Source organism: Tersicoccus solisilvae (assembly GCF_014643255.1).
Taxonomy (GTDB): domain Bacteria; phylum Actinomycetota; class Actinomycetes; order Actinomycetales; family Micrococcaceae; genus Tersicoccus; species Tersicoccus solisilvae.
In genome coordinates this window covers 13,470-34,637 of record NZ_BMJI01000023.1, presented here as the reverse complement: position 1 = coordinate 34,637, position 21,168 = coordinate 13,470, and the positions used below count along the sequence as shown (strand labels likewise).

General features: G+C 72.9%; 20 protein-coding genes and 1 tRNA gene. 12 read left to right on the top strand and 9 right to left on the bottom strand.

Annotation, left to right across the window (positions count from 1 at the left end; all coding sequences use genetic code 11):
• Positions 1–158: 158 nt before the first annotated feature.
• The 7 genes from dusB to IEX22_RS13790 all read left to right on the top strand — a co-directional run bounded on the left by dusB (position 159) and on the right by IEX22_RS13790 (position 8,402).
• Entirely contained in the window at positions 159–1,310 is a 1,152-nt protein-coding gene (gene dusB, locus IEX22_RS13820; RefSeq protein ID WP_229660051.1) for a tRNA dihydrouridine synthase DusB, read from the top strand.
• Positions 1,311–1,488: 178 nt separating this feature from the next.
• Entirely contained in the window at positions 1,489–2,775 is a 1,287-nt protein-coding gene (locus tag IEX22_RS13815) for a deoxyguanosinetriphosphate triphosphohydrolase (protein ID WP_188668996.1), read from the top strand.
• Entirely contained in the window at positions 2,772–3,329 is a 558-nt protein-coding gene (locus tag IEX22_RS13810; RefSeq protein WP_188668978.1) for a hypothetical protein, read from the top strand. Before IEX22_RS13815 ends, IEX22_RS13810 begins: the two co-directional genes overlap by 4 nt.
• A gap of 154 nt (positions 3,330–3,483) precedes the next feature.
• Positions 3,484–5,466 carry a DNA primase gene (gene dnaG / locus IEX22_RS13805; RefSeq protein WP_188668977.1) on the top strand — a complete coding sequence of 661 codons (1,983 nt, stop codon included), beginning with the start codon at positions 3,484–3,486 and terminating at the stop codon, positions 5,464–5,466.
• A gap of 53 nt (positions 5,467–5,519) precedes the next feature.
• Positions 5,520–5,592 (top strand) — tRNA-Asn (locus IEX22_RS13800).
• A 168-nt stretch (positions 5,593–5,760) separates the two neighbouring features.
• A complete protein-coding gene (locus tag IEX22_RS13795) occupies positions 5,761–5,985 on the top strand; it encodes a hypothetical protein (protein ID WP_188668976.1) in 225 nt (74 codons plus the stop codon).
• A gap of 176 nt (positions 5,986–6,161) precedes the next feature.
• Positions 6,162–8,402: an MDR family MFS transporter gene (locus IEX22_RS13790; protein WP_438816630.1), complete on the top strand. Its 2,241-nt coding sequence runs from the start codon at positions 6,162–6,164 to the stop codon at positions 8,400–8,402.
• Here IEX22_RS13790 and IEX22_RS13785 read toward each other — a convergent pair.
• Together IEX22_RS13785 and IEX22_RS13780 are read right to left on the bottom strand one after the other, a co-directional pair.
• On the bottom strand, positions 8,362–9,222 hold the full coding sequence (locus IEX22_RS13785) for an alpha/beta fold hydrolase (RefSeq protein WP_188668975.1): 861 nt from the start codon (positions 9,220–9,222) through the stop codon (positions 8,362–8,364). The two genes, IEX22_RS13790 and IEX22_RS13785, sit on opposite strands and share 41 nt — an antisense overlap.
• Complete coding sequence (locus IEX22_RS13780; RefSeq protein WP_188668974.1) at positions 9,219–10,067, bottom strand: 3-hydroxyacyl-CoA dehydrogenase; 849 nt, start codon at positions 10,065–10,067, stop codon at positions 9,219–9,221. Before IEX22_RS13780 ends, IEX22_RS13785 begins: the two co-directional genes overlap by 4 nt.
• A 124-nt stretch (positions 10,068–10,191) precedes the next feature.
• Between IEX22_RS13780 and IEX22_RS13775 the strand changes: the two genes are divergently transcribed.
• The 4 genes from IEX22_RS13775 to IEX22_RS13760 all read left to right on the top strand — a co-directional run bounded on the left by IEX22_RS13775 (position 10,192) and on the right by IEX22_RS13760 (position 13,507).
• Entirely contained in the window at positions 10,192–11,079 is an 888-nt protein-coding gene (locus IEX22_RS13775; RefSeq protein WP_229660046.1) for an aldo/keto reductase, read from the top strand.
• Positions 11,079–11,570: a rhodanese-like domain-containing protein gene (locus IEX22_RS13770; protein ID WP_306464464.1), complete on the top strand. Its 492-nt coding sequence runs from the start codon at positions 11,079–11,081 to the stop codon at positions 11,568–11,570. The genes IEX22_RS13775 and IEX22_RS13770 overlap by 1 nt, the downstream gene beginning before the upstream one ends.
• 237 nt (positions 11,571–11,807) lie before the next feature.
• Positions 11,808–13,004, top strand: a complete 1,197-nt coding sequence (locus tag IEX22_RS13765; RefSeq protein ID WP_188668972.1) for a cytochrome P450 — start codon at positions 11,808–11,810, stop codon at positions 13,002–13,004.
• Positions 13,001–13,507, top strand: a complete 507-nt coding sequence (locus IEX22_RS13760; RefSeq protein WP_188668971.1) for an HtaA domain-containing protein — start codon at positions 13,001–13,003, stop codon at positions 13,505–13,507. Before IEX22_RS13765 ends, IEX22_RS13760 begins: the two co-directional genes overlap by 4 nt.
• A 215-nt stretch (positions 13,508–13,722) precedes the next feature.
• Here the strand turns inward: IEX22_RS13760 and IEX22_RS13755 are convergent, their stop codons facing one another.
• On the bottom strand, positions 13,723–14,289 hold the full coding sequence (locus IEX22_RS13755) for a TetR family transcriptional regulator (protein ID WP_188668970.1): 567 nt from the start codon (positions 14,287–14,289) through the stop codon (positions 13,723–13,725).
• A gap of 88 nt (positions 14,290–14,377) precedes the next feature.
• On the opposite strand from IEX22_RS13755, the gene IEX22_RS13750 reads away from it, so the two are divergent.
• Positions 14,378–15,286 carry an SDR family oxidoreductase gene (locus IEX22_RS13750; protein WP_188668969.1) on the top strand — a complete coding sequence of 303 codons (909 nt, stop codon included), beginning with the start codon at positions 14,378–14,380 and terminating at the stop codon, positions 15,284–15,286.
• Between the two features lie 103 nt (positions 15,287–15,389).
• On the opposite strand, the gene IEX22_RS13745 is transcribed toward IEX22_RS13750, so the two are convergent.
• The 6 genes from IEX22_RS13745 to IEX22_RS13720 form a co-directional block, all read right to left on the bottom strand.
• The gene (locus IEX22_RS13745; RefSeq protein WP_188668968.1) at positions 15,390–16,694 is read right to left on the bottom strand and encodes an amidohydrolase; all 1,305 of its coding nucleotides are present in this window, start codon (positions 16,692–16,694) and stop codon (positions 15,390–15,392) included.
• On the bottom strand, positions 16,691–17,467 hold the full coding sequence (locus tag IEX22_RS13740) for a trimeric intracellular cation channel family protein (protein ID WP_188668967.1): 777 nt from the start codon (positions 17,465–17,467) through the stop codon (positions 16,691–16,693). The genes IEX22_RS13745 and IEX22_RS13740 overlap by 4 nt, the downstream gene beginning before the upstream one ends.
• A gap of 60 nt (positions 17,468–17,527) precedes the next feature.
• A complete protein-coding gene (locus IEX22_RS13735; RefSeq protein ID WP_188668966.1) occupies positions 17,528–18,229 on the bottom strand; it encodes an alpha/beta fold hydrolase in 702 nt (233 codons plus the stop codon).
• A 139-nt stretch (positions 18,230–18,368) separates the two neighbouring features.
• Positions 18,369–18,713, bottom strand: a complete 345-nt coding sequence (locus tag IEX22_RS13730; protein WP_188668965.1) for a hypothetical protein — start codon at positions 18,711–18,713, stop codon at positions 18,369–18,371.
• A gap of 171 nt (positions 18,714–18,884) precedes the next feature.
• Positions 18,885–19,631, bottom strand: coding sequence for a ZIP family metal transporter (locus IEX22_RS13725; RefSeq protein ID WP_188668964.1), 747 nt, complete (start codon positions 19,629–19,631; stop codon positions 18,885–18,887).
• Between the two features lie 28 nt (positions 19,632–19,659).
• On the bottom strand, positions 19,660–21,135 hold the full coding sequence (locus IEX22_RS13720) for a glutamate-cysteine ligase family protein (RefSeq protein ID WP_188668963.1): 1,476 nt from the start codon (positions 21,133–21,135) through the stop codon (positions 19,660–19,662).
• Positions 21,136–21,168: the final 33 nt, after the last annotated feature.

Genomic DNA, 21,168 nt, shown 5'->3' with positions numbered 1-21,168 from the left:
CGGAACCCGTGTCGGCCCGTCCGCGCGTCCTCTGTGACAATGGAGGGGTGACCGCGACCGTGACCGAGACCGCCGTGGCTCGCGCCGGCGCACCCGTTGCGCCGGGCGCGCCGGACGGCACACCCGACCCGAATCCGAGCGCCCCGCTCAAGCTCGACCTGCCGCCCCTGCGGCTGGGCCACCTGACCGTGGACACGCCCGTCGTGCTCGCCCCGATGGCCGGCATCACCAACACGGCGTTCCGGCGGCTGTGCCGCGAATACGGCGGCGGGCTGTACGTGGCGGAGATGGTCACGTCCCGCGCCCTGGTCGAGCGCACGCCCGAGTCGATGCGACTGATCAAGCACGACGACGACGAGGCCGTGCGCAGCATCCAGCTGTACGGCGTGGACCCGGTGACGGTCGGGGCCGCGGTGCGGATGCTCGTCGAGGAGGACCGCGCGGACCACATCGACCTCAACTTCGGCTGCCCGGTGCCCAAGGTCACCCGCCGGGGCGGCGGGTCGGCGCTGCCGTGGAAGACGGACCTGTTCACCGCGATCGTCAACGCCGCCGTGCGGGAGGCGGGCAGGGCCCGCGGCGGGGCCGGGATCCCGCTGACCGTCAAGATGCGCAAGGGCATCGACGAGGACCACCTCACCTACCTGGAGGCGGGCCGGATCGCCCGCGACGCCGGGGTCGCGGCCGTCGCCCTGCACGGGCGCACCGCGAACCAGTACTACTCCGGCACCGCGGACTGGGACGCCATCGCCCGGCTGCGCGAGGCGCTGCCCGACGTGCCGGTGCTCGGCAACGGCGACATCTGGTCCGCCGAGGACGCCGTCCGCATGGTGCGGGCCACCGGGGTCGACGGCGTCGTCGTCGGCCGCGGCTGCCAGGGCCGCCCGTGGTTGTTCGGGGACCTGCAGGCCGCCTTCGAGGGCAGCGACCGGCGGTTCCGGCCGGGCGTCGACGTCGTCGCGGCCACGTTCCGCCGGCACGCCGAGCTGCTGGTCGAGAACTACGGCGAGGAGCCCAAGGCGCTGCGGGACATCCGCAAGCACGTCGCGTGGTACTTCAAGGGCTACCCCGTGGGCGGCGACCTGCGCGCCCGGCTCGCCCAGGTGGAGACCCTGGCCGGGCTCGACGAGCTGCTCGGCGAGCTGGACCTGACCCTGCCCTACCCGGGTGAGGCCGCCGAGGGCCCCCGCGGCCGGGCGGGCAGCCCGAAACGCACCGCGCTGCCGGACCGGTGGCTCGAGTCCCGCGCCCTGAACGAGGAGCAGCGCGCCACCATCGCCGCCGCCGAACTGGACGTCTCCGGTGGTTGAGCGGGGGACGGACGGCAGGACGGCGGATCGCGGGACCACGGACGGCGCCGCCGGCGTGCCGGCCGATCGCCCGGCCGAGCCGCTGACCGCGCCGGCCGACGCGCTCCCCGCCACGGCCGAGCCGACGGCGTCGCCGGCCGGTACCGTCCGAGTCACCGCGCGGACCGGCGGCGCCGCCCTGCCCCCCGGGGGCCTGCCGGCCGGGTACACCGACGCCGACGTCGAGCGCTGGGTGCCGGAGGCCCCGAAGAAGCGGCACCGCACCGACTTCGAGCGGGACCGCGCCCGCGTGCTGCACTCCTCCGCGCTGCGCCGACTCGGGGCGAAGACGCAGGTCGTCTCCCCGGACACCGACGACTTCGTCCGCACCCGCCTCACCCACAGCCTCGAGGTGGCCCAGGTGGGCCGAGAACTCGGCCGGCTGCTCGGCTGCGACCCCGACGTCGTCGACGCCGCGTGCCTCTCCCACGACCTCGGCCACCCGCCGTTCGGTCACAACGGGGAGGCCACCCTCAACCAGCTCGCGCAGAACATCGGCGGCTTCGAGGGCAACGCTCAGACCCTCCGCCTGCTCAGCCGGCTCGAGCCCAAGGTGGCCACCGGTACGGGCGGGTCGGCCGGCCTGAACCTGACCCGCGCGAGCCTGGATGCGGCCTGCAAGTACCCGTGGTCCGCGAAGGATGCGCCGCTGATCCACGGCGTGCGCACCAGCAAGTTCGGCGTCTACGAGGACGATCTGCCGGTGTTCGCGTGGCTGCGCGACGGCGCGGAACCGGGCCGCAGCTGCATCGAGGCCCAGGTGATGGACCTGGCCGACGACATCTCCTACTCGGTGCACGACGTCGAGGACGCCATCGTCTCCGGCCACCTGCAGTTGGGTCTGCTCACCGACCGGGACACCCGGGACCGGGTGATCGAGTACACCCGCCAGTGGTACCTGCCGCACACCGACCCGGCCGAGGTGGACGCGGCCCTCGCCCGCCTCGAGGCCGACCCGGTGTGGGTGCTCGACGCCGGCGCCGACCGGGCCGGCCGCGCGGCCCTGAAGGACATGACGAGCCAGCTGATCGGCCGGTTCTGCCAGAGCGCGCTCGAGGCCACCCGGGCGATCTACGGACCGGACCCCCTGACCCGGTACGCCGCCGACGTCGTCGTCCCCGCCGACACCGTCACGGAGATCGCCGTGATGAAGGGCATCGCCACCACCTTCGTCATGACCAGCTACGACCGGCAGCCCGTGTACGAACAGCAGCGGGAGGTGCTCGCCGAGCTGGTCACCCTCCTCGCGTCCACCGGGGACCAGCACCTCGACCCGATGTTCGCCGTCGACTGGCGGGCCGCCGCGGACGACGACGCGCGGCTGCGGGTCGTCGTCGACCAGGTCGCCTCCCTGACCGACATGTCGGCCCTCGCGTGGCACGGTCGGCTCAGCCCGCTCGGCCGGCAGCGGACGCGGCTGTGGTGAGCGGCGACGGCGGCGGCGTCACGGTCGGCCGCGCCGCCCTGATCAAGGACCTCAAGCGTCGGGCGCAGGGCAGCCCGTTCACCGTCGAGCGCGCCGGCGACGGGGCCGTCGTCCGGCTCGCGCTGGCGGCCGGGGCGTGGGGCGGGCGGCTGCGCGACGCCGGGCTGCCCGTGGCCCCGGAAGTGACGCTCGATCTGGACGAGGCCGGCCGCACCTATGTGCTGCGCGCCGCCGCCCGGGAACTGGCGTGGCGGGACGGGGCGAACCCGGACCGGCCCGAACCGGTGATCGGCGGACCGGCGCTCGTGCCGCGCGTCGGTCGCGGCGGCACGGGCGGGCTGCGCCGTGACGGGGTCCGCTGGGATGCGCCCCGGGAGCTGGCCCGCAACCCGATCGGGTCGATCTTCGCCTTCGTCGACGACGCCCTCGCCGGCTCCGGCTGGACCCGGCGGGCCAACACCGGCCTGGCGGAGAAGAAGGTGCTCGTCGGGTCGATCGTCGCCGTGGTCGCCTTCGCCGTCGTCGGCGTCATCGCGTTCCTCCTCCTGCGCTGACCCTTCCGTCTCCCCCGGCCAGCTCGTCAATAGATGCTCCATCGGGACGCAAAATCGGTGCGGATGCGACATCTATTGACGACCTGGCGGTAGGGGAAGGAGCAGTCGACGGGCCGCGGCGGGGAGTGTCGGTGCCGCTGGCTAGACTGGATCCGTGGCGGGACTGATACGGCGGGAGGACATCGACGCCGTCCGCGAGCGCACGGATCTGCGCGATATCGTCGGGGAACACGTCACCCTCCGCACCGCCGGCGTCGGCAGCTGGAAGGGCCTGTGCCCGTTCCACGACGAGCGGACGCCGTCGTTCACCGTCCGGCCTCAGGTGGGCCGCTACCACTGTTTCGGCTGCGGCGAGAAGGGCGACGTCTTCGCCTTCGTCCAGGCCATGGACCACGTCACCTTCACCGAGGCCGTCGAGAAGCTCGCGCACCGGCTGAACTACGAGCTGCAGTACGAGCAGGGCTCCGGCCCGCGCCGGGAGGACGTCGGCAAGCGGCAGCGCCTCGTCGACGCGCACAAGGTCGCCGCCGAGTACTTCGTCGCCCAGCTGACCACGCCCGGTGCCGCCATCGCCCGCGACTTCCTCACCGAGAAGGGCTTCACCGGGCAGGACGCCGCCCACTTCGGCGTCGGCTACGCGCCGCAGGGCTGGGACCACCTGCTCAAGCACCTGCGCGGCAAGGGCTTCACCGACGAGGAACTCGGGCAGACCGGCATGTTCTCCGCCGGCAACCGCGGGCTCTACGACCGGTTCCGGGGCCGGCTGATCTGGCCCATCCGCACCATCGCGGGGGAGACCATCGGTTTCGGTGCGCGGCGCCTGCACGAGGACGACCAAGGTCCCAAGTACCTCAACACCCCCGAGACGACGCTCTACAAGAAATCGCAGGTGCTCTACGGGCTGGACCTGGCGAAGAAGGACATCGCGCGGTCCCGGCAGCTCGTCGTCGTCGAGGGCTACACCGACGTGATGGCCTGCCACCTCGCCGGGATCACCACGGCGGTCGCGACCTGCGGCACCGCGTTCGGTGGCGACCACATCACCCTGGTTCGCCGCCTGCTCTCCGACGACGGGACCGGCGGCGAGATCATCTTCACCTTCGACGGCGACGAGGCCGGCCAGAAGGCCGCGCTGAAGGCGTTCGACGAGGACCAGCGGTTCGTCGCACAGACCTACGTCGCGGTGGAGCCGACCGGCAAGGATCCCAACGACCTGCGGCTGACCGGCGGCGACACCGCCGTCCGGCACCTGCTCGAGTCCCGTCGCCCGCTGTTCGAGTTCGCCATCCGGGCCACGCTGAAGAACTTCGACCTCGACACCGTCGAGGGGCGGGTGCGTGCGCTGCGGGCCGCGGCCCCCGTCGTCGCCGGCATCCGGGACGCGGCGATCCGGCCCGGGTACGCGCGGGAGCTGGCCGGCTGGCTCGGGATGCCGGTGGAGGACGTCACCGCCGCGGTGGCCGCGGCGGGCCGCCCCCAGCACGGTCGCGACGGGAACCGTCAGGCCGGCCCGGACCGGCACGCGCCTGCCGGGCGAGCGCCCGAGCAGCCCGCAGCGTCCGCGTCGCCGTGGCGGCGAGACGACCGTGACCGGCCGGCCGGCGCCACCCGGGTGGACGGCGACGGCGTCCCCGCCCGCCCCCTGCCCGGGACGGGTCCGAGCTTCCCCCGGCCGGACTGGCGGGATCCGGCGGTCGGAATGGAACGCAAGGCCCTGGAGGTGGTGCTGCAGGTGCCCAGCGCCCTCACCGCGTCCGACTGGGACCGGTTCGACGCGGCGGTGTTGCGCGAGCCCGCGCACCGCGCGGTGCACGAGGGAATCGTCGCGGCCGGCGCCGCGGGAGCGCCCGCGTCACGCTGGGTCGACGCGGTGCTGGACGAGGTGCCCGAGGTGCTGCGCGGATTCGTCTCCGAGCTCGCGGTGACCCCGCTGCCGGCGTCCACCGAGGAGAATCTCCGGGCCTACGCCGAAGGGGTGTTGCACCACCTGTTCGACGCCCAGATCGCCCGCCGGAAGCAGGACATGCTGGCCCAGCTGCAGCGGCTGGACGGCGGCGCGGACGCGGACCGGGCGCGGGCCCTGCAGCGCGAGCTGATGGACCTGGAACTGCAGCGCCGGGCCCTGCGCCCGCAGTGATCCGCCGATTTCATCCGGGCCCGTGCGGGCTGGTACGGTAGTACCTGCTTCCTTCCCCCGTAGCTCAATTGGCAGAGCATTCGACTGTTAATCGAAGGGTTACTGGTTCGAGTCCAGTCGGGGGAGCACAACCGCCGAGGGCCCCGCGATCACATCGATCGCGGGGTCCTCGTCATACCGCCGGCGGCGGCGACGTTCCCGCTGATCAGCCCACTGATGTTCCCTTTCCGCGACCCGACCCTAGACTCGGGCTCGGCCGGACCACCCGGGTCCGGACGTGGAGGGAGATCGACCATGGCAGTGTCCGTAAATCTCGCCAAGCTCCTCGACCGCGCCTACGAGGACTCCTCCCTGGAGGAGGTCCTCGACGCGCCGGTCTCCGCCCTCGCGGGCGTCACCGACGCGAAGGCCGAGAAGCTCGCCGAGGCGCTGAACGTCAAGACGATCGGCGACCTCGGCGGCAATAAGTACGTGGCCGCGGCGGTCGCCCTCGCCCAGCTGGGCAAGCACGCCGGCTGACGCGGCGCGCGACGGGGCCGGCCGGCTGGCCCGGCCGGCCCCCGCCCGTGCGGGACCCGTGGATCTCGCGACCGGGAAACAATCGCCGCCCGCACATCGTTCTCACCGTCGGGCGATCAGCACCCGACCACCGGGCATCCCGGCGGCAGCAGGGCCGAACACGAACCGAGGTTCTCATGGCCACCTCGAGCACGACCGGGCTGCGGCCCCGAGGATCGCGCGGCAGGCACTCCGCGGCGGTGCCCGCCCGCGCCGAGGCATCGCCGCCGACGACGGACGCGCCGGACGGAGACGGAGCCGGAGCCGGCGACGAGCCGATCATGAGCCGCCGGCAGATCCTGCTGGTGATCCTCGGCCTGATGGCGGGCATGTTCCTCGCCTCGCTGGACCAGACGATCGTCGGCACGTCGATCCGCACCATCGGTGACGACCTGCACGGCCTCGACCAGCAGGCCTGGGTCACCACCGCCTACCTGATCGCCTCGACCATCGCGACCCCGATCTACGGCAAGCTCTCCGACCTGTTCGGGCGGCGCCCGCTGTACCTCTTCGGCATCACGGTGTTCATCGTGGGGTCGCTGCTCTCCAGCTTCTCGACGTCGATGATCATGCTGGCCGGGTTCCGCGCGTTCCAGGGCATCGGCGCCGGCGCCCTGATGTCCCTGCCCCTGGCGATCATGGGCGACATCCTGGCGCCCCGCGAACGGGCGAAGTATCAGGGCTTCTTCCTCGCCATCTTCGGCATCTCCGCCGTCCTCGGCCCCCTCATCGGCGGGGTCTTCGCCGGGGCGGACCAGGTGCTGTGGATCGCCGGTTGGCGGTGGGTGTTCCTCGTCAACGTGCCCATCGGCGTCGTCGCCCTGCTGATGGTCATCGCGTTCCTGCACCTGCCCCGGCTCGGCGCGCACCGCGTGCCCCGGGTCGACTGGTGGGGCGCCACCGCGGTCATCGTCACCCTGGTCCCCCTGCTGCTCGTCGCCGAGCAGGGCCGCGACTGGGGCTGGACCTCGGCCGGCGCCGTCGCCTGCTACGTGCTCGGCGCCGTCGGGCTGGTCGCCTTCCTGGTGGTCGAGCGTGCGATGGGCGAGGACGCCATCATCCCGCTGAAGCTGTTCGGCTCCCGTGCGTTCTCGATGGCCACGGTGCTCGGCTTCCTCGTCGGCTTCGCGATGTTCGGGGCGATGCTCACCCTGCCGCTCTACCTGCAGATCGTCGTCGGCCTCACCCCGACCGAGTCCGGGTTCGCGACCCTGCCGATGGTGCTCGGGATGATGATCGCCGCCGCCGGGTCGGGGCAGATCATCTCCCACACGGGCAGGTACGGCATCTTCCCGGTCACCGGCACCGCGGTCACCGCGCTGGGCTACCTGGTGCTGGTGTTCCTGAGCATCGACGCGCCGCTCTGGTACGTCATGATCGGCATGTTCCTGATCGGCCTGGGCCTCGGGCAGCTGATGCAGACCCTGACGCTGGCGACGCAGAGCGCCGTCGCACCGCGGGACATGGGCGTCGCCACCAGTTCCTCCACCTTCTTCCGGCAGATCGGCGGCACTATGGGCACCGCGGTGCTGCTCTCGGTGCTGTTCGCCGTCATCCCCGCGAACATCGCTCACGCGATGGGGGACCGGGACGACCTCGCCTCGTCGCTCGACGCCGCCCTGACGCCCTCGGTCGCGTCGGCTCCGGCCAACGCCGCGGTGATGGACCGGATCTGGAACCCGATCGTGGGACCGCTGAAGGAGAACGTCCAGTCCGGGCTGGACCAGGGCGCCCAACGGGCCCGGGAGGCGGCCGACTCCGAGGTCACCGGCCGGGTGACGACCGCGGTGCAGAGGCAGGTGGACGCGGGCCGGGTCCCGGCCGCCGCGGCCGCCGTGCTGATCGAGCGGCAGGTTGCGGCCGCACGCCCCGCCGCAGAGGCGCAGGCACTCGCCGCGGCGGCCCGCGAGGGGCAGGCCACGGTGTCCGGCGGCCGGCTCGTGGTGGACTGGGCCGACGCGGGCCAGCGGCGCCACTGGGTCGACCAGCTCACGCCGGCGATCGCGGACCGCGTGGGCGGGAACGGCGCGGGCGCGGACGAGGGGGGCGGGACGAGCGGCCTGACCAGCGACACGTCCTTCCTCAACGGGGCCGACGCGCGGTTGACCCGCACGTTCATGACCGGGTTCATCGACTCGGCCGTCACCATCTACCGGGTGGGCCTCGGCGTCATCCTGCTCGCGTTCGTCCTCTCCTGGTTCTTCCGGGTGCCGCCCCTGCGGCAGACCTCCGCCCTGCAGGAGGCCGCCGACCAGGAACGGGCCGCCGCGGCGCAGGCGGGACCCGAACCGGCCGTCACCGCCGCCGGGTCCGTCGTCGGGCCGGCAGCCGGTGGGCTCAGCCCGACCGCGTCACCCCCGCCAGGAACGCCTCGCTGATCGCCTCGGGCTGCTGGTCGGGGATCCAGTGGGTGCCACCGAGCTCGACGAACCGGTACGGCCCGCTCACGTGCCGGCCGCAGAGGTCGGCGGCCCGCCGGGAGACGGCCGAGTCGCCCGAACTCCACACGAACGCCGTCGGCACGGCGACCCGCGGCACCGGCGTGAGGAACGGCAGCGCCCGGTACCAGCCCAGCGCTCCCGGCAGCGCCCCGCCCTCCACCATCTCGTGCCGGTACCGCGCCAGCGCGACGTCGTCCATCCCGGCGCCCGCCAGCAGCGTCGGCCCGCCGGCCCCGGTGCGGGAGAGGACGCGTTCGGGCAGCCTCGGCACCTGGAAGAACGCCATGTACCAGGACCGCCGCGCCTGGTCGGGCGAGCGCAGCGCCCGGGAGAACGCCGCCGGGTGGGGCACCGAGGCCGCGGTCCACGTCCGGACGCGATCGGGATGGTGCGCCGCGACGGACCAGCCCACGGTGGCGCCCCAGTCGTGTCCGATCAGGTGCACGGGGCCGGTCCCGATCCGGTCGATCAACGCCACGACGTCGCCGGTCAGCTCCGCAAGCCGGTAGGCGCGTCGCCCGCGCGGCCGGGCACCGGGGGAGTAGCCACGCTGGTCCGGCGCCAGCGTCCGGTAACCCGCGTCGGCCAGCCGGGCGCTCACCCCGGCCCACGACGTGGCCGTCTGCGGGAACCCGTGCAGGAGCACGACGACCTCCCCGTCGAGGGGGCCGGTGTCGGTCACATCGAACGTCAGACCGGCGTGGGTGAACGACGTCAGCCGGGCGGCGCGAAAGCCCGGAGCCGGTGCGGTGCTCATCGGTAGTCGTAGAAGCCCTGGCCGGAGGCGACGCCCAGCTTGCCCTGGTCGATGTAGTCCCGCTTGAGGATCGCGGCGAACTCCCGCTGCTCCGGGTCGGGGCTCGTCCGGCTGAGCTGGTACGGCGTCTGCATCCCGATCACGTCGTAGATCTGGAACGGGCCCAGGGGGGCGCCGGTGGCCTTCCGCCAGGTCAGGTCGATGGTGGGCACGTCCGCCACGCCGCGGACGAAGAGCGTCGACGCCGCCGTCAGGAACGGCACCAGCAGCGAGTTCAGCACGTAACCGGGCTGCTCCTTCAGCACCGGGATCACCACCATCCCGATCTCGTCCGCGAAGGTCGCGACGGCGTCGAAGCACGCCGGATCCGTCCCCGGGTGGCCCATCACCTCGGCGGTGTTCTGCCGCCAGATGGTGTTGGCGAAGTGCAGGGCGAGGAAGCGCTCGGGCCGGCCGGTGGCGTCGGCGATCGCGCTGGGGAGCAGGGTGGAGGAGTTGGTCGCGAAGATCGTCCGCTCGGGGGCGACCCCGCCGACCGCGGCCCAGGTGTCCCGCTTGACGTCCAGGACCTCGGGCACCGCCTCGATGACGAGGTCGGCGTCGCCGACGGCGTCGGCCAGGTCGCTGGTCACCCGGATGCGGGCGACGGCGGCCGCCAGCTTCTCCTCGGAGGCGTCCGGCAGATCCCGGCGGTACTGGGCGGCCAGGTACTCCCAGCGTGCGGGCAGCTGGACGAGGATCGCGTCGTCCAGATCGCGCACCACGACGTCCTTGCCGTGGAAGGCCGACTGGAACGCGATCTGGGAACCGAGGACGCCACTGCCGAGAACCGTGACCTTCTGCATGTCTCCTCCTGAGGGAACGGGACGGGGTCGATCCGGCCGTCGCGGCCGACTGATCAGCAAACGTATCAATCGCGGTCCTGCCCTAGGGTGGGTGCAGACCGGGACGACCGTCGAGAGGACCATCGTGGAGCAACGGACCTTCGGACGGACGGGGCTGCGGGTCTCCCTACTCGGGCTGGGTGCCGGGCAGATCGGCGAGACAGACGTCACCGAGGAGGACGCGGCGGCCGTCCTGCACGGGGCCCTGGACGCGGGCATCACCCTGATCGACACGGCCGGCAGCTACGGCCTGAGCGAGGAACGGATCGGCCGGCACCTGTCCGGCCGCCGGGACGAGTTCGTGCTCTCGACCAAGGGCGGTCAGGCCGTCGACGGGCACGCCGACTGGACGCCCGGCGCCGTGAGCGCCGGCATCGACCGTTCCCTGCGCCTGACCCGGTCCGATCGGCTCGACGTCTTCTTCCTGCACTCCTGCCCGGCCGACGTGCTGCGTCGCGGCGATCTGCAGGACGCCCTCGACACCGCCGTCGCCGCCGGCAAGGTGGGGGTCGCCGGCTACAGCGGGGACAACGAGCACCTCGCGGCCGCGGCGGATTCGGGCCGGTTCGGGGCGATCGAGACGAGCATCAACGTGGTGGACCAGGCGAACCTGCGTCGCGTGGTCGCGCCGGCGGCCGCCGACGACGGCCGGCCCGGGGTGATCGCCAAGCGGCCGATCGCCAACGCCCCGTGGCGGTTCGCGGAGCGGCCGGTCGGCCACTACGGCGAGCTCTACTGGGAGCGGTTCCGTGCCCTCGATCTCGACCCCGCGGGCCGGCCCTGGAACGAGCTGTTCCTCCGTTTCACGGCCTGGGCCCCGGGCGTGGACACCGCCATCGTCGGCACCGCGAAGCCGGACCACCTGCGCCGCAACCTCGAGGCGGCCGAGCGGGGCCCGCTGCCGGACGACGTGCTGGCCGCCCTCGACGGCGCGTGGCAGCGGGTGGGCGCCGACTGGCCGAGTTCGACCTGATGGCACCGTTCGACGCGGACCTGGCCGCATCGGACCGCGTCGCAACCGACCCCGTCCCAACCGACCGCGTCCCAACCGACCCCGTCGCGCCGGTGCGCGGGTCGATGGCCCTGCTCGAGCGGGCGCGGGGCGGGCTGGACCGGCTCACTCCCGCGCAGGCCCTCGCCGAGCAGCGCGACGGCGCCTTCATCGTCGACGTGCGGACCGGCGCCCACCGGGCGGCCGCCGCCGGCCTGCCCGGCGCGCTCGTGATCGACCTGACCGTGCTGCCATGGCGGCTGGACCCGACCTTCGTGTACCGCATTCCCGAGGCCACGGCGTGGGACCTGCGCTGGATCCTCGTCTGCCGGCACGGGTACTCCTCGTCGCTGGCCGCCTGGAACCTGCGCCAGCTGGGCCTGACGCGGGCCACCGACGTCATCGGTGGCTACGAGGCGTGGGAGGCGGCCGGCCTGCCCGTGTCGCAGGAGCCCGCGGACGAACGACCCTGAGGACTCGGGCCGGTGCCCGGATCGTTGCCCGACGGGGCGTGCGGCGCGGATGCCGCCGTCAGCGCCACGACCGACGCGAGCTTCCCATTCCTCACCTGGATCCCCGCTATGAACAGCATGCATTGGACAGATGAGGCGGAGATCACGTGGAATCAGGGGACGGCGTCCGGTTCGCGCTCGCCGTCTCCAGCGCCCTGACCGTTCACCCGGGGCACCGACATTCCCGTGAGGTCCCGCATGACTGCCGAAACGATCGTCTCCGCCGACACCGACGCCTTCCCCGACGTGGATCTGTTCTCCGACGAGATCCTGCTGGACCCGTATCCGACGTTCGCCCGGCTGCGTGAGAGCGCCGCCGTCGTGCACATCGAGGCGAACGACCTCTGGGCACTGACCCGCTACGACGGGATCCGGGACGCGCTGGCGAACCCGGAGGTGTTCTCCTCCAACAAGATCGCCTTCAACGACCAGATGAACGAGGCGCTGCGGGGCACGACGCTGACCACGGATCCGCCCGCCCACGGCCCCATGCGGGCGGTGCTCTCCGAGAACCTCTCGCCGCGATCGCTGCGCAAGCTCAAGGGCGACATCGACGCCAAGGCGGACGCGATGGTCGCCGAGCTGGTCGAGCGGGGCCGGTTCGACGCGATCGACGATCTCGCCCGGGCCCTGCCGCTGCACGTGGTCGCCGACCTGATCGGCGTCACCGGCCGGCCGCGGGAGAACATCCTGCGCTGGGGCGAGGCCGCCTTCAACGTGCTCGGCCCGGCCAACCAGCGCACGGCGGAGAACTTCCCGGTCGCCGGCGAGCTGTTCGGGTGGGCGCACCACGTCAGCGCCTCCGACCTGACCGAGGGCAGCATGGGCCGGGCCATCTTCGACGCGGCCGACCGCGGGGAGATCGCCCACGAGACCTGCGGCATGATCATCCACCAGTACGTGGCCGCCGGCATGGACACGACCATCGCCTCGATCGGCAACGTGATCGCCCTGCTCGCCGCGCACCCGGATCAGTACGAACTGATCCGGCAGGATCCGTCGCTGCTGTCCGCCGCCTACAACGAGGGGCTCCGACTGGAGCCGCCGGTCAACACGTGGGGCCGGCTGGTGAAGGAGGACGTGAAGATCGAGGGCACGGTGATCCCCGCCGGGTCCCGGGCGGCCATCCTCTTCGGGTCGGGCAACCGCGACGAGCGGCACTACGAGGATCCGGACACCTTCCGGGTCGAGCGCAATCCGGTCGACCACCTCAGCTTCGGGTACGGCATCCACGGGTGCGCCGGTCAGGGCCTGGCCCGGCTGGAGGCGCTGGCCGTGCTCACGGCGCTCACCCGCCGGGTGCGCCGGTTCTCGGTCGGGGCGTCCTCGCGCGTGGTCAGCAACATGACCCGCAGCCTGGACAAGCTTCCCGTCGTCGAGCTCGAGGCCGCGTGACGCGCGCCGCCGGTCTGACCTGGGGGATCAAGGACAGCCTGATCGCCTACGTCGAGGGGCCTGCGGCCGGCGAGGTCGAGGTCGCCGACCCGGCGAACCGGACGGAGGAGGGCTTCCACTTCCCGTGGGCCGCCACCGACGTCGCGACCGACCCGGTCACCGCGCCGGCGGCGGCCGGGGACGGATCGTATGTCTTCACCGGTTCGGTGCGGTTCACGGGACACTGGGGCGCCCTGGACGTGCTGCTCGCCGATCCCCGGATCACCCTGACCGGGCGCACCGGGGAACTGGCCGTTCGGGACCGCGGCCACCGCGATCCGACGGCGACCCTGGTGATCGCGGACCTGGCTCTCGTCGACGACGCCGTGGAGGGCGCCGACGCGCGCACCCTGGAGCTGACGGCGACATTGACGGCGCACGGGCGGTTCCTGCTCGGCGCCCAGTACCGGATCGGCGAGGAGCTCGCCCCCGTCAGGCTCGTCCTTCCCGCCCGGGACCGGTAGGCCGCCGGGGAGGTGTCGGTGACCGGTGGTGCCGGTCTCGATCAGCACCATCCCGCCGATGATGAGCGCGGTGCCCAGCCCGATCCGCCAGGTCAGGCGCTCGTGGAACAGGACATGCCCGGCGAGTGTCGTGAGCGCGACGCCGACCGCCGTCCGGATGTCGCAGGCGACGCCGGTCGGCTCCGTCCGGCCCGGCGCCCGGCCCGGTGGCGACGTCAGTCCGCGTCGATCAGCGCGTGCAGGCGCCGCATCACCGCATCCTGGAGCTGGGGGAACGAGCGGGTCTCGCTCGGGGCGATCCAGGCGGCGAAGGCCGTGCGGAACACGGTGACGCCGGTCTCCGCCGCGAGGGCGGCGCTGGTGGGATCGACGCCCCGGTCCGTCAGTGCTCGGGTGAGCGCGGCGGCCAGGGAGGACAGCTTGAGCAGTTCCCGCTCCCGCAGCGCCTCGTGCGCGTCGATGACCTGCTGTCTGGCCCGGGACCACGGGCGGTGCTCGTCCGGGAAGAAGTCGGCGGCTCTGCCGATGGCAGCACCGATGCTGGTCATCGGCTCGTCCGATCCCGTCGCGTCGAGGCCCGCGAAGAAGAGTCGCTCGAAGGCGTCCTGACCGGTGAAGAGGACCTCCCGCTTGTCGGCGAAGTAGCGGAAGAAGGTCCGCTCGGTCAGCCCCGCCCGGGCGGCGATCTCCGCCACCGTCGTCCCGTCGAAACCCTGACTGCCGAACAACTCCAGGGCAGCACCCTGCAGGCGTTCCCGCGCGCCCGGCTCCCATCGCACCATGTCCCCATCGTAGTGGTGACAGTGGCTGACATCGCGCGTAGAGTGACGGCAGCGACTGTCATCAAAGTCGCACGATGAAGGAGGAACCATGCACGTCTTCGTCACGGGAGCCAGTGGGTGGATCGGGTCGGCGACGGTCGACGAGCTGCTCGCGGCCGGGCACGAGGTCACCGGCCTGGCCCGCAGTGAGACGTCGGCGGACGCGCTGGCGAGCAGGGGCGCGCGCGTGCTGCGCGGCGACCTGGACGACCCGGCCGCCCTGCGCCGCGGAGCCGAGGCCGCGGAGGGAGTGATCCACCTGGCCAACAAGCACGACTGGGCGAACCCGAGAGAGTCCGACCGGGCCGAACGGGCCGCCGTCGAGACTCTGGTGACTGCCCTCGACGGATCCGATCGGCCCCTGCTCCTCGCCTCCGGCCTGGCGGGGCTGGCCCAGGGCCGGCCCGGCGAGGAGTCCGACCCGTCCCGCGCCGTCGGCCCCGACTCTCCCCGCGGCGGCGCCGAGAACCTGGCGCTCGACCACGTCGCTCACGGCGTGCGCAGCATTGCCGCCCGCTTCGCGCCCACGGTGCACGGGATGGGCGACCACGGCTTCATCGCGCTCATCGTCGCGGCCGCGCGACGCCGGGGCGTCTCCGGCTACGTCGGCGACGGCACGAACGCGTGGGCCGCGGTGCACCGCTCCGATGCTGCTCGGCTCGTCCGGCTCGGGCTGGAGCAGGCGCCGGCCGGTACCCGGTTGCACGCGGCGGCCGAGCAGGGCGTGCCGACCCGGGACATCGCCGAGGCGATCGGACGGGCGCTCGACCTGCCCGTCGCCTCGATCGCCCCGCAGGACGCGGTCGACCACTTCGGTTTCATCGGGCGCTTCTTCGGCCTGGACATGAGTGCCTCCAGCGCCCGCACCCGGGAGCTGCTCGGCTGGAGCCCGACCGGCCCCACCCTGATCGAGGACATCGCCGCCGGCGCCTACGCGAAGGCCGGCGCCCCCGCCTGACCGACGCCCCGCCCGCCAGCTCGTCAATAGATGTTCACCGACGGCCGGATCCGGGCTGGATGGAACAACTATTGACGAGCTGGCGTGTCCTCGGCCGCGGGCCTCAGTTGCCCGAGCCCCCGAACCAGGCGAGCGCGGCCACGACGATGGCGGCGGTGCCGGTGGACAGCGTCGGCTCCAGCACCGGGGCGAACTGCGGGGAGTGGTTGGCCGGGATGTCGGCGCTGACGGTGCCCTTCTTCTCCGCCGCGGCGTAGGTGTCGGGGTCGACGCCCCCGATGCCCCAGTAGCTGTAGGGGACGCCCAGGGCGGAGGGGATGTCGCTGAAGTCCTCGCTCGCCGACTGGCGGCCGCGGTCGGTGACCTGGCCGCCGAAGTGGGCGGTGAACGCCTCGGTCAGCCGGGTGGTCGTCGCCTCGTCGTTCTCGGTGAGCGGGTAGTGGTCGTAGAGCTCGAACTCGGGCTCCTGGGGCGCGTCGGACGCCTGCGCCTCGGCGATCGCGATGCGCTCGATGGCGGCCAGCACCCGCTCGCTGACCGCGGTGTCGAAGGTGCGGACGTTGAGCTCGAGCACGGCCCGGTCGGCGATGATGTTGCTCTTGCTGCCGCCGCTGATCCGGCCGATGGTGACGACGGCGAAGTCGTCGGGCGCCACCTCGCGGGCCACGATGGTCTGCAGCCGCAGCACGATCGAGGAGGCGAGGACCACCGGGTCGACCGAGAGCTGCGGCATCGATCCGTGGGCGCCGCGGCCGTGCACGGTGATCCGCATGCTGTCGGCGCTGGAGAGGAAGGGACCGGCGTGCGGGCTGACCTGGCCGGCGGGGAAGGCCAGCACGTGCTGGGCGAACGCGACCTCGGGCGCCGGGATCAGGTCGGCCAGGCCGTCGTCGACCATCTCCTTCGCGCCCGTCGCGTCCTCCTCGGCGGGCTGGAAGAGGGCGACGAAGGTGCCGCTCCAGGCGTCCTTCGCCTCGGCGAGCAGGCGCGCGGCGCCCAGCAGGGAGGCAACGTGCACGTCGTGCCCGCAGGCGTGCGCCACGGGCACGGTGTTGCCGTCGGCGTCGGTCGCGGTGTCGGTGCTGGCGTAGTCCAGGCCGGTGTCCTCCTTGACCGGCAGGGCGTCCATGTCCGCGCGCATCAGCACGGTCGGGCCGTCGCCGTTGGCCAGCACGCCCACGACGCCGGTGGTGCCGATCTCCTCGGTCACCTCGTAGCCCAGGTCCTTCAGCTCCGTGGCAACCCGCTCCGCGGTCTTGACCTCCTGATTGCTCAACTCCGGATGCCGATGGAAGGTCCGGTAGAGGTCGTGCAGCCAGTCCTTCATGTCGTCCTGGCCGGCCAGGATCTCGGTGACGGCGTGGGCGCTCGCGCCGCCGGAGCGGGGGGAGTGCTCCGATGTGCTCATGTCGATTGCTCCTTCGGGTCGTCCACGGTGCTCGGTCGGTGCGGCGCGTCCTGCCGGTCCTGCTCATGGTCGCCCGTGCGGCCCCGGTTGCCGATGCCGCTCCACCAGCCACGCAGCCAGGTCGACGCCTGCTTGGCGCGCCGGGCAGGGTGCACCTCGGTGGGCAGGCCCCAGTCGAACCGGCGCGCGAGCAGGGAGAGCGCGGTCGCGCTCACGATCGCCGCGATCGATCCCAGCCACTGCGAGTTGACCGCGTAGAAGCCGACGGTGATGGCGCTGGAGAGCAGCGCGCTGGTGGCGCTGAGCGTGTTGCCGCCGAAGATGGCGGGCTTCTTGTTGAGCATGACGTCGCGGACGGTGCTGCCGCCCACCGCCGTGAGGGCGCCCATCAGCAGGGCGGGGATGACGGTGAGCCCGAGGTCGAGGGTCTTCTGGGCGCCGACGTTCGCCCAGCAGCCCAGGGAGAGGGCGTCGAGCAGGGCGAGGACGAGGCGCGGCATCCGGCCCCGGAAGGGGATGATGAAGGCGATCCCGGCCCCGATCAGCGCCATCACCAGGTACAGCGGGTCCGTCAGGGCGACGACCGGGCCCGCCTGCAGCAGGGCATCGCGGATCATGCCGCCGCCGAGCCCGGACAGGATGGCGAGCACCACGAACCCGACCACGTCGAGGCGGGCCGTGCGCGCCGCGATGCCGCCGAGCACGGCGTTCGCCAGCACCCCGGCGAGATCGACGAACCGCACGACCTGGTCCACGGTGGCGTCTGGCGACATGTGACCTCCCGCCGCCCACCCTAGCCCGATCGTCGATCAGTAGGCTGATGATGGCGGGCGTCAGCGCCCGACGGCGGCGACGAGTGCCTCGGCGAGATCGGCGGGGCGGGTGAGCTGTGGCCAGTGCCCGGTCGGCAGATCGACGATGTCGACGTCCCGGATGCGCGCCAGTTCGGCGACGAAGGGATGCCCCGCGGCGATCCACTGCCGCAGCTGGTCTCCGGGGAACTCGCACGCGATCACGGTGACCGGCACGTCGAACCGGCGCTCGTCGTGCAGGTGCTGCGGGTCGCTCGTCACGCGGGCCGGCTCCGGGACGGCGTGCGCCCGGAACGCGGCACGCAGCTGCTCGGTGAGGTCCGTCAGGTCCTCGTCCTCGAAGAACTCCCAGGGCGGCAACGGCGCATCCGGTCCGTCGGTGGGGATCTCGTCGTTGATCACCCCGCCCTCGCCCAGCGGGCCGCTGTCCACGTAGACGGCCCGCGCCACGCGGTCCGGGCGCGCATCGGTGGCCGCGTGGATGATCGCGCCGCCTCCCGAGTGGCCCACCAGCACCACGGGACCGTCGTCGAGGGCATCGATACGCGCGACCACGGCGTCGACGTGGTCCCGCAGGCCGATGCCGGCGCGATCGGCGTCCACCGACTCCTTGCCGGGCAGGGTGAGCGGGTGCACGCGGTGGCCCGCGGCCTCCAGGGGACCGGCGACCGGTGCCCAGGAATCGCCGTCGAGCCAGAACCCGGGAACGAGGAGGATGTCCATGCCGCGACCCTACGGCGGTCTCCGGACATCTTCGGTCCGCGATGGCGCGGCGCCCCGGCGAACGTACTGGTCGCCGGGGCGCCGTGTCGAGTCATCCCGGTCGGGGCGCAGGACGATCGACCGGGTCGCGAGCGAGGACTCAGTCGGCGACGTCGGAGGCGTCCGGCGAGCCGGCCGCGTCGCCCGCGTCGCCGTCGCCCCGGTCGACGACGCCGTCGGCGCCCTCGACGGAGGCCCCGGACACCCCGTCCTCCGCCGCGGCGTCGGACGTGCTGTCGGTCCACTGATCCGCGGCGCCGTCGGGTCCGTCGCCGTCCGCGACCGAGTCGTCGCCGGCCCCCGTGGTGTCGGTGGAGCCGGTGGCGTCCGAGGCGGAGCCGCCGGTCGCCACCGAGTCGCCGGCCACCTCGTCCTCCGGCTGCGGGCTGCCGTACCCGCCGGTCCCGGTCTCGTTCACGGCTCCGGCATCGTTGGTCTCGCTCATGGCCACCCCTTCGTTCACCTCGCGTGACACGGAGGACGTCCGCGCCCGGCACCGGCTCGGTGCCGTGGTCGTCACGCTAGCGGCTCGATCGCCTCCCGCGACAGTGATTTCTCAGTCGGCTGATGATCGCCGACGCCGACGCCGACGCCGTCGGCGCGGCCGGTGCCGGTCTCAGGCCACGAGGGAGAGGAACGCGGCGAGGGCGAAGCCGAGCACGGTGACCAGGCCGGCCGTGTTGCCCGACTTCTGCTGGGCCTCCGGGACGAGCGAATCCACCAGCATCACCAGCAGCGCGCCGGCGGCGAACCCGTCGATCAGCCCGCGCAGGCCGCCGGTGGCCAGGTCGGCGATGAGGTACCCCAGGACGGTCGACGCGAGGCACACCACCGAGACGGCGACCCACAGGCCGATCACGCGGCGACGGCTCGAGCCCGAGGCGAGCATGTCGCTGGAGGACCCGATCGATTCCGGCAGGTTGGACACGAAGATGGCCACCAGCAGCGAGGCGCTCACGCCCGCGCCCCCGGCCAGCCCGATGCCGAGCACCACCTGTTCGGGGATGCCGTCGAGCACCGCGCCGACGGCCAGCGACGTGCCGCCCGACTGCCGCCGCGAGTCCTGCGACCGCCGGCCCGGGTGCCGGCGCCGGTACGGCGTGAGTCCCTCGCCGGAGACGAGCCGGTTCGCCAGGTAGTAGCTCAGGGCGCCCGCGGCCAGGCCGACGCCCACCGGCCACGGGCCCCCGCGTTCGATGCCCTCCTCGGCCAGCTCGAACGCCACGCTCGCGATCAGCGCGCCGCCGCCGAACGCCAGCACCCCGCCGACCAGCGCGGACGGCCAGGACCGCACGATGCCGAGGATCGCGCCGATCAGCAGGGACGACGCGGCCACCGTCCCCCACAGCAGGGCGTCGATCATCGGCGGCGGAACGGGGCCACGGCACCGGTCACGGGGCCGGCCATTCGTGCACGGGCAGGTTGGCGTGCATGTGCTTCCGGTAGCGGCGGACGAGTTCGCGCATCGCCTCGTCCCGGTCCATCCCTCCGGCCTGGAGGGCTGCGGAGGTGTCGAGCTGCCAGCGCGCGCCGTTCTGCCCGCTCTTTGCGCGGTCGCGCAGGATGCCGAGGTAGTGGGCGACGAGGTCGGGGTCGACGCCGAGCTGGTGCAGCCCGGTCTCCGCCATCGGCAGCAGCTGCCGGACGATCAGCTCGTCGACCGGGACGTCCCCGACGCCGGGCCAGTACACCTGCGCGTCGAGCCCGTACTTGGCGCACTGCTCGAAGTTCTCGCGGGCGGTGGAGAACGCCATCCGGGACCACAGGGGTCGGTCGGAGTGCCGCATCACGTGCACGACGCCGTAGTAGAACGCGGCGTTCGCCACGATGTCGGCGACCGTGGGGCCGGCCGGCAGCAGCCGGTTCTCCACGCGCAGGTGCGCCTCGTCCACCCCGGGGTCGTAGATCGGCCGGTTCCACCGGTAGACCGTGCCGTTGTGCAGCCGCAGTTCGTGCAGCCGCGGCGGCCGGCCCGGCACGTCCGGCGGCAGCTTGCGGTCCTCCCGCAGTTCGGGCAGCAGCGCCGGGAACCAGCGCACGTTCTCCTCGAACAGGTCGAAGATCGACGTGATCCAGCGCTCGCCGAACCACACCCGGGGCCGGACCCCCTGGGCGCGCATCTCGGGTGGCCGGGAGTCGATCGCCTGATGGAACAGGACGACCCGGGTCTCGTGCCAGAGCCGGCGGCCCAGGAAGTGCGGGGAGTTCGCGGCGAGGGCGACCTGCGGACCCGCGAGCACCTGGGAGGCGTTCCACGCGGAGGCGAAGCCGGAGGGGGAGACCTGCACGTGCAACTGCACGCTGGTGCACGCCGCCTCGGGGGAGACGCTCTCCGTGTACAGCTGCAGGTCGTCCTCGCCCTGGATGTCCAGCTGCACGTCCTCGCCGCGCGCGGCCAGGATCGACAGGTTCAGCGCCTCGTACCGCGTCTCCGGGCTCATCCAGTCCGGGTCGGTGAGCAGCTGCTCGGTGATGGTGGGCAGGATGCCGACCATGACGATGCCGGCCCGTGCCTCCGCGGCGCGCTCCTCCGCGTGGTTGAGCCGGGCTCGCAGCCCCGCCTCCATGTCCGCGAGGCCGCGGCCGGCGATCATCGTCACCGGGTAGTTCATCTCGATGTTGTAGGCGCCGATCTCCGTCTGGAAGGCGGGATCGGCGATCCGGTCGAGGACGCTGGCGTTGCGCAGGCTCGGCCGGGAGGTGGCGTCCACCAGGTTGAGCTCGACCTCGAGCCCGATCGAACCGGTGTCCTGGAAGGTCGCTCCCGAGAGGTACCGGTCGAAGGTCTCGAGGCTCTCCATCAGGCGCCGGCGGTAGCGGGTGCGCTGCTGCCGGCTGTAGGTCGCGGAGGAGACGTCGTCACCCATGGCGCAACCCAACCACAGGCGGAACGGGTTGCC

Excerpts from the sequence above, each read along its gene's own strand:
- IEX22_RS13795 (WP_188668976.1), top strand. The coding sequence starts at position 5,761 with ATGGCAGTGTCCGTAAATCTCGCCAAGCTCCTCGACCGCGCCTACGAG.
- IEX22_RS13790 (WP_438816630.1), top strand. The coding sequence starts at position 6,162 with ATGGCCACCTCGAGCACGACCGGGCTGCGGCCCCGAGGATCGCGCGGC.
- IEX22_RS13785 (WP_188668975.1), bottom strand. The coding sequence starts at position 9,222 with ATGAGCACCGCACCGGCTCCGGGCTTTCGCGCCGCCCGGCTGACGTCG.
- IEX22_RS13780 (WP_188668974.1), bottom strand. The coding sequence starts at position 10,067 with ATGCAGAAGGTCACGGTTCTCGGCAGTGGCGTCCTCGGTTCCCAGATC.
- IEX22_RS13770 (WP_306464464.1), top strand. The coding sequence starts at position 11,079 with ATGGCACCGTTCGACGCGGACCTGGCCGCATCGGACCGCGTCGCAACC.
- IEX22_RS13765 (WP_188668972.1), top strand. The coding sequence starts at position 11,808 with ATGACTGCCGAAACGATCGTCTCCGCCGACACCGACGCCTTCCCCGAC.
- IEX22_RS13755 (WP_188668970.1), bottom strand. The coding sequence starts at position 14,289 with ATGGTGCGATGGGAGCCGGGCGCGCGGGAACGCCTGCAGGGTGCTGCC.
- IEX22_RS13750 (WP_188668969.1), top strand. The coding sequence starts at position 14,378 with ATGCACGTCTTCGTCACGGGAGCCAGTGGGTGGATCGGGTCGGCGACG.
- IEX22_RS13745 (WP_188668968.1), bottom strand. The coding sequence starts at position 16,694 with ATGAGCACATCGGAGCACTCCCCCCGCTCCGGCGGCGCGAGCGCCCAC.
- IEX22_RS13740 (WP_188668967.1), bottom strand. The coding sequence starts at position 17,467 with ATGTCGCCAGACGCCACCGTGGACCAGGTCGTGCGGTTCGTCGATCTC.
- IEX22_RS13735 (WP_188668966.1), bottom strand. The coding sequence starts at position 18,229 with ATGGACATCCTCCTCGTTCCCGGGTTCTGGCTCGACGGCGATTCCTGG.
- IEX22_RS13730 (WP_188668965.1), bottom strand. The coding sequence starts at position 18,713 with ATGAGCGAGACCAACGATGCCGGAGCCGTGAACGAGACCGGGACCGGC.
- IEX22_RS13725 (WP_188668964.1), bottom strand. The coding sequence starts at position 19,631 with ATGATCGACGCCCTGCTGTGGGGGACGGTGGCCGCGTCGTCCCTGCTG.
- IEX22_RS13720 (WP_188668963.1), bottom strand. The coding sequence starts at position 21,135 with ATGGGTGACGACGTCTCCTCCGCGACCTACAGCCGGCAGCAGCGCACC.